Raw genomic sequence first — 9,952 nt, 5'->3', positions numbered from 1 at the left:
GACTCACAGTGATAAGTGCCTTGATTGGTTTCAATAATAAAACCTGAATCTGCTTTATTTTTTACCTGTTCAACTTCGCAGTGTGTTTGAATTTCTACGTGTTTTGATTTACTACATTCTGAAAGTAACAATTCAAGAATTTCTTTAGAGCCTTTCAACGTGAAGAGCTGACCATGTTTACGTTCTTCGTATTCAATGCCATATTCACAGACCAAACCAATAAAATCCCAATTGGTATAACGGGTTAAGGCTGAAATCACAAAATGCGGGTTTTCTGAAAGATAGTTGGAAGGCTCTACCTCTAAATTGGTGAAGTTGCATTTACCACCACCTGACATCAGAATTTTTTTACCGACTTTATTGGCTTTTTCAAGTACGACGACTGAACGTCCACGTTTGCCTGCCTCAGCAGCTAACATCAAGCCCGATGCACCTGCACCTAAAACAACCACATCAACTTGATGAACCATGAGCATTACTCGATAGAATACGAAAAGCGGGCAATTATAGAAGATTTAAAGCCTTTTGAGTATGTCGATTGTTTGATTAAAAAATATGCCTTTAAAATCAAGGCATGCTATAAAGTTGAATTCTATAGAGGGGCAAAAATAATGAACGATAAAACATTTTTAAACGATATTCAGCCGAACAACCAAGATCAACTAAGACAATATACTTTAATTGCCTATGGTTTATATGCAGCTAGTATTTTTGTGGGTTTGACCAGTATTGCAGCTGTCATCATGAACTATATGAAACGTAATGAAGTACAAGGTACGTGGTTGGCGAGCCATTTTGAATGGCAAATCAAAACCTTTTGGTTCACGCTCATTGGTGCTGTGATTGGTTTCGTATTGTCATTTGTCCTCATCGGCATTCCAATCTTGTTTGCGGTGTCGATTTGGTTTATTTATCGCATCGTAAAAGGTCTTGTGGTGTTTATGGACAATAAACCAATCGGTGATGGATGGTTTTAAGCCGTTAGAATCAGTAGATCAAAAGTCACTTCAGGGTGACTTTTATTTCATGCGTCCTTGTAGCCCACCTGTATGGATCGCTAAGATTCTCGTATTCACAGGGAAGTGCCCTTGTTGAATTAAATCAAATAATCCCATCATCATCTTAGCTGTATAGATTTGCTCGAGTGGAACAGCATATTGTTGTTCGAATTGCTGCATAAATTGCAGCAGTTCAGAATTGGTTTTGGCATAACCACCACAACAATATTTATCTGTTAAAGACCAGTTGGTTTTATTGGTCCATTGTTGAATATCGTGCTTGAGAAAATCACCTTTAAGTGCCGAAAAGCCTAAAATATGTTGCTGAGCTGAACTACTTTTGATGATCCCTGCAATCGTGCCACCTGTACCAACAGCACAACAAATCAAATCATAATTTTCTCGATCATCAGCAGACAGAATTTCTTTCGTACCTTGTATCGCAAGTTGATTAGTCCCGCCTTCTGGAATAATCCAAGTATTTGGATAACGCTGTTTTAATTGTTGTAAATACTCAAGTTCATGGCGAAGTCGGTATTCAGCTCGACTGACAAAATGCAGTTGCATACCAAAATCTTGTGCAGTTTGCAGGGTTGAATTCAATGCTTGCTTTACTAACTCTTCACCACGAATAATGCCAATACTTTGGAAGCCAAAATAATGTGCTGCATATGCTGTTGCAGCGATGTGATTAGAGTAAGCCCCGCCAAAGGTTAGCACTTGATTCAAATTTTGTTGCTTAGCTTCGAGTAGATTGTATTTCAGTTTAAAAAATTTATTACCTGAAATCTGAGGGTGAATGAGATCAAGACGTTTCACTGTCAATTGCACAGGAAAGGGAAGGTCTAATGTTTGATAAGGAGTTGGAAAAGCAATGTGATCAAACATTGGAATAAACTAAAATTGAATTTGATCACATTGTAAATGTATTTGATTGAGAATGTCAGTGCTGCCTTAAGAGTCGGTATCTACAGAGCTAATCACGGACATACCAGGACGTAAATTTTCGATGCCTTTTTGGTTTGGATCTATCGCAATACGCACTGCAATCCGTTGCACCACTTTAGTAAAGTTACCTGTGGCATTATCAGGTTTTAGTACACTATATTCAGAACTAGCCGCAGGGGAAATTTGCTCTACATGTCCTGTGAATTTCTGATGATTCATGGCATCCACAGTAAAATACGCTTTTTGTCCAATTTTCATATTGGCAATTTGCGTCTCTTTAAAGTTCGCAATCACCCATGTTTGTTTTGGGATTAAATACAATAATTGTGTTCCTGCTGCCACGTATTGACCTACTCTTGGATTGACCTCACCGAGTTGACCATCTAACGGTGCAACAATCGTGCTGTAATCCTTTGTGGTATTGGCTTGATCTAGTTGTGCTTGTGCGCTATTCACTTGTGCTTTTAGTCCACCTTGCGCGACTTGTGCCGTTTTTAATGCTTCTTGTGCAACGAGGATATTCGCCTGCGCTTGTTTGAGCAAAGCTAGATTATTTTGTGCATCCGCAGCCGCTTTATCCTGTTCAGATTTTGATGCTGCACCGCTATCTCCAAGTTGTTGATAGCGTTTAAGTTGTGCGATGGATAAGTCGTATTGCGCTTTGACTTGATCAAGTTTGGCTTGTGCTGCAACCACATCAGCTTGGCGTTGGGCGATGGCTTGAGTTTGATTGGCTAGACTATTTTCTGCTTGTTCTACACCTGAGACAGCCTGCGTGACTTTTTGATCATAGGTGGTTGCATCAATATGCATCAACACCTGACCTTGTTTGACCTGATCAAAGTCCTTGACCAATACATCTTTGATATAGCCATTAATCTGTGAGGAAAGAATGGTGGTTTTGCCTTTCACATAGCTGTTATCAGTTTGTTCAATCGCTGTATGAAATGGACCAATTCGCCATGCCCATAAAATAATGGTAATCCCCACGATTAATACTAAAAGCATCCACCATAAGGTAGAGCGTTTGGTTTTAATCAATTTACTGGTTGTAGGTGGAGGCGGTGGTGGCATTTTTGGCACGGACTCAACTGCTTTGTCAGACTGAGCATGATTATTCTGCTCAGCGTTTTCGATCTTGGAGCTTTCTGGTTTCTCTTGTTCAGACATAATTTTTTTCTCAATCAAATACAATAAAAGTTAATTTGCTGTTTGCAAGCTTCTACGGGTTTTGTACTTATTCCGAGCATATTTAAATAAGCCCCAAAGCAACAAAATAACGGCAAAGATGCCATTTAAGGCAATCACATCGTTGTAGGCACGAACCTGAGCTTCACGAGTCACCACCTTATTTAAATTCTGTAGGGCTTGATTGTTTTGTAAAACAGGGTCATTCGTTGTGAGCATTGAACTGTGTTGATAACTTTGCAAACGCTGTGCGACAAGGGGATTGGTAGGATCGAGATTGCTACTAATCTCAACTTTATAATCATAAGTGTGGCGTTGCTGATAGGTATTGAAAAATGATGAACCGACTAAACCACCAAAGTTTTGCGTAGCTGAGAACAATACAATAAAGGTCACGACATATTGAGGACCACGTTGTAAGGTACGCATAAAACCCATCAATAGCAGTGGACCAATAAATACGCCCCCTGCAAAACTCACCAAGAACTGGCTTCGATAAAAGTTTGCAGGTCGTACATCACTGGTCAGGTGATAATCCAAAGCACAGGCGATCAGAATTAAAATTTCAGCCAGAAATAAATTTAAAATTAAACGCTCACGATGAAATGTCAGCGCACTAAATACCGAACCTGCAGTCGTTCCACAGAAAATAACCACATAAAGCGGAACAAATTGATCAGGACCCATACCAACAGTTTTTAGAAAATTGACCGCAGCGTAGCTTTGTTCAGACATTAATAGTCTGAGCGCAAAGGCACTGACGATGAAACTCAAAAGATCGCCTGTCGCCAACCAACGTGTCATGATCAGTGGATTGCGACGATAATGTTCATAAGTCAAACCAAACACAATTAAACAAAAACCGACGATCAAGGTATAGGCTAACCAAGGGCTATCAAACCACCAGTGAATAGGCCCTTGTGTTAACACGATACACAGGCAGGCGAAACCTGGAGCGAGCAGTGCAAAGGTAAAGAAGTCTTGTTTCTCAAAAACCGCGAGACGCATACTTCGAGGCAGTTTTAAAGCTACCACCATTGCAAAACAACAAATTGCCAAACCCAGTTCAAAGGTATAAATCACATCCCATTGATTGGCGCTTAGTAAAAACGGCGAGATAATCCAAGCCAAAGGCAAACCAAGTTGCTGAAAGCCGAAAGCCAAATAAATCCCTTTAGCCATATCTGCTTTACCAAAAGCTTGCATGGTGTAATACATACCCAATGAGCTAAGTGGAGCAGCGGCTAAACCTGCAATAAAGCGGACAAATAAAGCCATTTCATAGGTTTTGACAAAGATGTGTAAGACCAACACACCAATGAATACTAATAATCCAATTTCTGAAAATAGTCTTAAGCCATATTGTTGCCGAGCTTTGAATAAGATCAAATTTGAACTGACATTTGCCATCACATAAGCAGCAGGTAACCAAGCTGCTTGTGATGGAGTGAGACCATACTCACCTTGGAAAATTGGTAAATTAGCGACAATAAAACCATTACTTAAACTGGCAGCAATACAAATAAATAGCCCAATAAAGAAATATGCAAAACGTTTTGGCTTTGCATGTGCGATAGCCGCAGGAGAGCCTGGTAGCGTAGGGCGTTCATCGGCTGACCAATCTGGCGGGGTTTCAAGATAGCGAGGGCTGTTATCCATATTATTCCTCGAACTAAATTTTGATGCCGTTTAATAATAATTCTATTGCGCGTTTTGCCAGTCGTACTTGATCAGAAGCAGGATGCCCTTGAAACGAAGAGCCTAAGATCGCCGTAATCATGCCAAAGTCTTGTGGTGTCAGATCAGGGCGACATAATTGATGTTCTATGGCTTTATCAATTAAAGGTTGTAATGCTTTATCTCGTCGCTCATAAATGTTTAGCATGATTGGGTCTTGGCGATCAATGATGCGCCAGTAATCAATCAGTACGATCAGATGAGGGAGTTGTTCAATATGCCCTTCAATCAAACGAATAAAACCATCATTATATTCGAGTAGAGCGGATGCTCTCTGTTCTAAGCGCATCATCGCTTGATCAAGTAGGGCAAACATGAGTGCTTTACGATCAGCGAAATTACGATAAAAGGTTGCTCGTCCTACGCCTGCATGATCAATAATTGCTTGTAATGGCACATGTACACCTTGAGCCCGAAATACCTCTTCTGCTGCATGAAGCAATTCCTCTCGGTTATGAGCAGCTTGTTGAACACGTTTATTCATTATTGAACTTGCTAGGTATATAAATTGGATAAGAGTTATTTATCGGACAAACTTGTCCGATGTAAATAAACGATCGATATCTGATTTGTTTATATTGAGTAATAGAGGTAAATTGGTTTGTGTAGCAACAAACTTATCGTATTAAAAAATAAAACAATTTGATTTTGAATATTTTAAGGTAGGTTTTATATGCAAGCCTTTATGCATCGATTTTTTCGTGGTTTAAAACATCGTCCATACTTATCCGCAACTTTTGCTTTGGGCTTCGTTATCTTTTTTGTGCTGCAAACATTCAGCTCATGGCATTGGGCGACACGGCTACAAATTGGCTGGAATACTGCAATCTGGCTATATTTGTTTATGATTCTAAAGATGATGTGGCGTTTAGATCCAGAACACATCTTAGAACGAGCAAAACAACAAGATGAAGGGAAGTGGATGATACTTACGGTTGCTTTAATTGCAATCGTTGTTTGTTTTATTTCGATTGCTGTGCAGCTCAGTCATGTTCCCAAAGATCAAGCAATCATTAAAATGATTCTGATCTTGCTAACGATAGGAACTATTTTCTCATCGTGGTTGTTACTGCATACCTTGTTCGCTATTCATTATGCACATGACTATTATCTTGCGAAAAGCAGTCAAGTCGATGGGGGATTAGATTTTCCAAAAACAGATCAACCTGATTATCTCGATTTTGTCTATTTCAGCTATATCATTGGCACTTCTGCACAAACCGCAGATGTTTCTATTACTAGCTCACAGCTTAGACATCTGAATATTTTTCATTGTGTTTTAGCTTTTATTTTTAATACAGTGATTTTGGCGGTTGCAATCAATGTGGCAGCGAGCCTGATCGGTTTTGGCTAATTAACAATGCTAAATGAATCTATAAGGTGATTTTTATTATTTAAAATAGTGAAATAGTGGAGTAAATATTTAATCTTTTAGCAGGTTAAATAAGAAATGTAGATGATTGATATTTTGTTTAGTAGCTCATCTTAGCTCTGTATTTTTGATGGTTTTTTTATATAAGTTATTTGGTTTTTATCATTGTTTTTAATTAATTTGTTGAATTATAAGATTTTATCTATGCACTGTGGTTTGTAAAAAATAGTATCTTGTATGAGTCTTTTTCGCATAAAATATTTGCTAGAAAATTATTCTAATTTTGAGGTTTATCTTGGAATCAATATTGATTTTAGGCTCGATTACATTGGCATTGATGTTGGGTGCGATTAGCCCTGGTCCGACATTTATTTATGTTGCAAAAAACTCGATTGCGATTTCACGTAAACATGGTTTATTTACTGCGCTTGGCACAGGTACGGGTGCAGCGTTGTTTGGTTTTCTAGCTGTGATGGGATTACAGGCGATCTTACTTGCAGTGCCTTCAGCATATTTGGCTTTAAAAATCTTTGGTGGTCTGTATTTACTTTGGCTTGCTTATAAAATTATTAAACATGCTAAAGAACCAATGGCATCAACGGAGAGTGCAGTTCATAACATGAGCTATGCACAAGCTTTTCGTTTAGGTCTAATCACTCAGTTGAGTAATCCTAAAATTGCGATCGTGCTTGCCAGTATTTTTACTGCTTTATTACCTAAAGAAATTCCAACTTATTTCTATGTTGTGTTGCCAATTTTGTGTTTCTTTATTGATGCAGGTTGGTATTCTCTAGTGGCTGTTGCATTGTCAGCAGAAGGACCACGTAAAGTTTATTTAAAATCTAAAGCTGTTTTTGATCGTATCGCAGGTGGTGTCATGACCTTGCTTGGATTGAAGTTGATCTTTGGAATGAAGTGATAAAAGAAGCGACCAAGAAGGTCGCTTCTTTTATGGGCTAATTCTAAATAAAAGCATTTAATCTTTGAAATGAGTTGGAATCCATTGATAGCTTTTTCCATCGGCTGAATAAATGTGTCCAATGCCGGGGAAAGGTAAATGTGGTGCAGCAATCGTTTGTCCGTTTTTAGCAAAATCAGCGAATTGCTTTAAACGCGTTTCAACGGCTTTTTTCGGGTCTATATCGTATTCAATTGCCGTTTCAGGTTTATCAAATTGCACAGTATGTGAATGGACAATATCTCCAATAAACACCACGTTTTCATCTTTGGTTTTTAATTCATAACTAAAATGCCCAGGTGTATGTCCCGCCGTGTTAATGACTTTAAAACCTTGAATGTCATCACCGAGTTTATACGTTTTAAAACGTTGTTTGGTTTGGTACGGGGCAATGGCCTCCTTAATCTTTTCGATTGTCCCTAAGTAATTGGCTTGTTTTTCTTTCGGTAGTTTTGCTGCTTGTTTCGGATCTAACCAAAAACTTGCTTCATCATTCGATACGTATACGGTTGCATTCGGGAAATTGGCAACGCCATCTTTACTGATACCACAGACATGGTCTGGATGTAGATGTGTGAGTAAAATCGTATCAACTTGTTCAGGTTGATAGCCTGATGCTTTTAGGTTGGTTAACACTGAACCTAGATGTGAGCCGAAACAACTGGCTGCACCGCTATCCACTAATACCAGAGATTTTCCTGTATTGACGAGGAAAGCATTGATAGAGGTCTGTACGCCTTTATCTTGATCTGCATAGTATTTCTTCAAAATTTCTTGGACTTGTTGTTGAGAAATATCTTTAAATAAGTTTGGTGACATAAAGTTAGTGCCGTCCAATAACGCGGTAATTTGTACATCACCAACTTGATGTTGGTAGAAGCCTGCAACCTGTTTTTGTTGTTCAATGATCGGCAGAGTTTTGCTTGTTTCTGCATGAGTAAGTAGGGGGAAATATGAACTCAATAGAGCTAGAGCCAGCATTTTTTTCATTTATAAATATTCTCGAATTTGGTTGAATTATCTATTTTTTAGCATGAGAGTAAGATTTTTTCATCAGTTTTATATAGCTTCAATATTTTATATAGTACAGTGGGCTTTGTAGGGAATATTTTTGTATAAAACTTATAGATTTAATGTAAATTATAATTTTTTGAAATTTTGTGCTTTTATTTATTGAGGCTGGATGTGACTAATAGTATTAATAAAGAGATATTGAAGCTTTGGGCTCAGCTAAATGAAGATGGAGGTGATGATTTAACTATACGTTGCCCACTTTTTTATACTTCAAATTTAGGAGTGAAAAAGAATACAATTTTATTTGTTGGTTTAAATCCTTCTTACAATGAGTCATTTTTAAAATTAAATGCTAGTCAATTGATTCCACTATTTAATGACTGGAGAAAAATAGATGATGATAATATAAAGCAGATCATAGAATTTGATAATTCTTTAAAAAAAATTGATAAAATAACCTTAAAAACGAAATATTCATATTTTCAAAAATTTCAAGATATTGTGGAATATTTAAAACGTAATCGAAAACATAATGAGTTATTAGAATGGGAACATCTAGATTTATTTTTGATAAGAATAACATCTCAAGCTAAATTTAAGGATTTAATTTATGAAAAAGATGATCAAAAGATATTAAACTCATTTGCAAAAGAACAAATAAAACTGTTTAAGATATTGATTGATTTAATAAAACCAAAATTAATAGTTGTTGCAAATGCATATGCCTCTAAAATTTTTAAAGAAGAAATATATAAAAATAGCATTAGTTTTGATAATGAAAATGGTTATCACTTAATTAGATTGGAAGAGTGTAGAGAAATACCAGTTTTTTTTAGTTCGATGTTAACAGGACAAAGAGCTTTAGATAATCATTCGTTTGAGAGACTATGTTGGCATATTGATAAAGCCTTAAATAATCATAATATATAAAATATATAAAAACAGGCTTCAAAAGAAGCCTGTTCTTTATTGAATTAAATTAAGACACTTTATCACCAGCTTTAGCGCCAGATTCAGGTGAGATCACCCAAACACCTTCACCATTACCTGCTGCAAGTACCATACCATTAGAAATACCAAAACGCATCTTACGTGGTGCAAGGTTCGCGACCATCACCACCAATTTGCCTTTTAAGTCTTCGGGCTGATAGAACTCACGAATACCACTAAACACATTGCGTGGTTCAGCTTCACCAACATTTAAAGTGAGTTGAAGTAATTTATCAGAACCCTCGACAGTTGAAGCTTCTAAAACTTCAGCTACACGAAGATCAACTTTCATAAAGTCTTCAATGCCAATGATTTCAGCTTCACCCACTTTAGGTTCAGGCTTCTTCTCGGCTTTCTTCTCTTTTTTCTTTTCCACTTTTGGCGCTTCTGCCGCAGCAGCTAAAGAGTCTTTCGATGCATTAACCATTGCAGCAACTGCTTTAGGATCAACACGCTGCATAAGCGGTTGGAATTGAGCAATTTCGTGTGCAACGAGGATTTGCTGACGTGATGCAAAGTCAAAGCTTTCAAGTTGTAAGAAAGACTGAACTTGAGCCGCAAGTGTTGGAAGCACTGGAGCTAAGTAAATTGCAAGCTGACGGAATAAGTTAATACCGACTGAGCAAACATCATGAACTTGTTGTTCTTGACCTTCTTGCTTGGCAAGTGCCCACGGTTTTTTCTCATCAATATATTGATTCGCTTTGTCCGCAAGAGCCATGATTTCACGAATAGCAGCAGAGAATT

11 protein-coding genes are annotated in these 9,952 nt (G+C 37.6%); 4 read left to right on the top strand and 7 right to left on the bottom strand.

All coding sequences use genetic code 11. The features are described 5' to 3' along the window. A partial coding sequence (locus tag A2003_RS07310; protein WP_286687078.1) for an FAD-dependent oxidoreductase occupies nucleotides 1-470 on the bottom strand: 470 nt, incomplete at its 3' end. Between the two features lie 141 nt (nucleotides 471-611). On the opposite strand from A2003_RS07310, the gene A2003_RS07305 reads away from it, so the two are divergent. Then, nucleotides 612-977 carry a DUF4870 family protein gene (locus A2003_RS07305; RefSeq protein WP_099948165.1) on the top strand — a complete coding sequence of 122 codons (366 nt, stop codon included), beginning with the start codon at nucleotides 612-614 and terminating at the stop codon, nucleotides 975-977. A gap of 42 nt (nucleotides 978-1,019) precedes the next feature. Here the strand turns inward: A2003_RS07305 and A2003_RS07300 are convergent, their stop codons facing one another. The 4 genes from A2003_RS07300 to A2003_RS07285 all read right to left on the bottom strand — a co-directional run bounded on the left by A2003_RS07300 (nucleotide 1,020) and on the right by A2003_RS07285 (nucleotide 5,355). Then, complete coding sequence (locus tag A2003_RS07300) at nucleotides 1,020-1,886, bottom strand: 1-aminocyclopropane-1-carboxylate deaminase/D-cysteine desulfhydrase (protein WP_286687077.1); 867 nt, start codon at nucleotides 1,884-1,886, stop codon at nucleotides 1,020-1,022. A gap of 66 nt (nucleotides 1,887-1,952) precedes the next feature. Then, nucleotides 1,953-3,020, bottom strand: a complete 1,068-nt coding sequence (locus tag A2003_RS07295; RefSeq protein WP_286687079.1) for an HlyD family secretion protein — start codon at nucleotides 3,018-3,020, stop codon at nucleotides 1,953-1,955. A gap of 126 nt (nucleotides 3,021-3,146) precedes the next feature. After that, complete coding sequence (locus A2003_RS07290) at nucleotides 3,147-4,793, bottom strand: MFS transporter (protein ID WP_286687076.1); 1,647 nt, start codon at nucleotides 4,791-4,793, stop codon at nucleotides 3,147-3,149. A 13-nt stretch (nucleotides 4,794-4,806) separates the two neighbouring features. Continuing rightward, nucleotides 4,807-5,355: a TetR/AcrR family transcriptional regulator gene (locus tag A2003_RS07285; RefSeq protein ID WP_130575675.1), complete on the bottom strand. Its 549-nt coding sequence runs from the start codon at nucleotides 5,353-5,355 to the stop codon at nucleotides 4,807-4,809. Nucleotides 5,356-5,544: 189 nt separating this feature from the next. On the opposite strand from A2003_RS07285, the gene A2003_RS07280 reads away from it, so the two are divergent. Continuing rightward, nucleotides 5,545-6,225 (top strand): DUF1345 domain-containing protein, encoded by a 681-nt coding sequence (locus tag A2003_RS07280; RefSeq protein ID WP_286687075.1) that lies wholly within the window; start codon nucleotides 5,545-5,547, stop codon nucleotides 6,223-6,225. A gap of 313 nt (nucleotides 6,226-6,538) precedes the next feature. Further along, on the top strand, nucleotides 6,539-7,162 hold the full coding sequence (locus tag A2003_RS07275; protein ID WP_286687074.1) for a LysE family translocator: 624 nt from the start codon (nucleotides 6,539-6,541) through the stop codon (nucleotides 7,160-7,162). A 57-nt stretch (nucleotides 7,163-7,219) separates the two neighbouring features. On the opposite strand, the gene A2003_RS07270 is transcribed toward A2003_RS07275, so the two are convergent. Next, entirely contained in the window at nucleotides 7,220-8,191 is a 972-nt protein-coding gene (locus tag A2003_RS07270; RefSeq protein ID WP_286687073.1) for an MBL fold metallo-hydrolase, read from the bottom strand. A 195-nt stretch (nucleotides 8,192-8,386) separates the two neighbouring features. On the opposite strand from A2003_RS07270, the gene A2003_RS07265 reads away from it, so the two are divergent. Continuing rightward, a complete protein-coding gene (locus A2003_RS07265; protein WP_286687072.1) occupies nucleotides 8,387-9,145 on the top strand; it encodes a hypothetical protein in 759 nt (252 codons plus the stop codon). Nucleotides 9,146-9,194: 49 nt separating this feature from the next. Here the strand turns inward: A2003_RS07265 and metG are convergent. Continuing rightward, the coding region (gene metG, locus A2003_RS07260; RefSeq protein WP_286687071.1) for a methionine--tRNA ligase subunit beta at nucleotides 9,195-9,952 on the bottom strand (758 nt) is incomplete at its 5' end.

Origin of the sequence: Acinetobacter sp. GWC1_38_13 (genome assembly GCF_001767535.1) — a bacterium.
GTDB classification, from domain to species: domain Bacteria; phylum Pseudomonadota; class Gammaproteobacteria; order Pseudomonadales; family Moraxellaceae; genus Acinetobacter; species Acinetobacter junii.
Note: the sequence above shows the minus strand (reverse complement) of the source record. Positions and strands in the feature narration are given on the sequence as shown.

Bases quoted from the DNA above. Each gene is read 5' to 3' on its own strand.
- A2003_RS07295 (WP_286687079.1), bottom strand. From the start codon at position 3,020: ATGCCACCACCGCCTCCACCTACAACCAGTAAATTGATTAAAACCAAA.
- A2003_RS07300 (WP_286687077.1), bottom strand. From the start codon at position 1,886: ATGTTTGATCACATTGCTTTTCCAACTCCTTATCAAACATTAGACCTT.
- A2003_RS07285 (WP_130575675.1), bottom strand. From the start codon at position 5,355: ATGAATAAACGTGTTCAACAAGCTGCTCATAACCGAGAGGAATTGCTT.
- A2003_RS07280 (WP_286687075.1), top strand. From the start codon at position 5,545: ATGCAAGCCTTTATGCATCGATTTTTTCGTGGTTTAAAACATCGTCCA.
- A2003_RS07270 (WP_286687073.1), bottom strand. From the start codon at position 8,191: ATGAAAAAAATGCTGGCTCTAGCTCTATTGAGTTCATATTTCCCCCTA.
- A2003_RS07305 (WP_099948165.1), top strand. From the start codon at position 612: ATGAACGATAAAACATTTTTAAACGATATTCAGCCGAACAACCAAGAT.
- A2003_RS07290 (WP_286687076.1), bottom strand. From the start codon at position 4,793: ATGGATAACAGCCCTCGCTATCTTGAAACCCCGCCAGATTGGTCAGCC.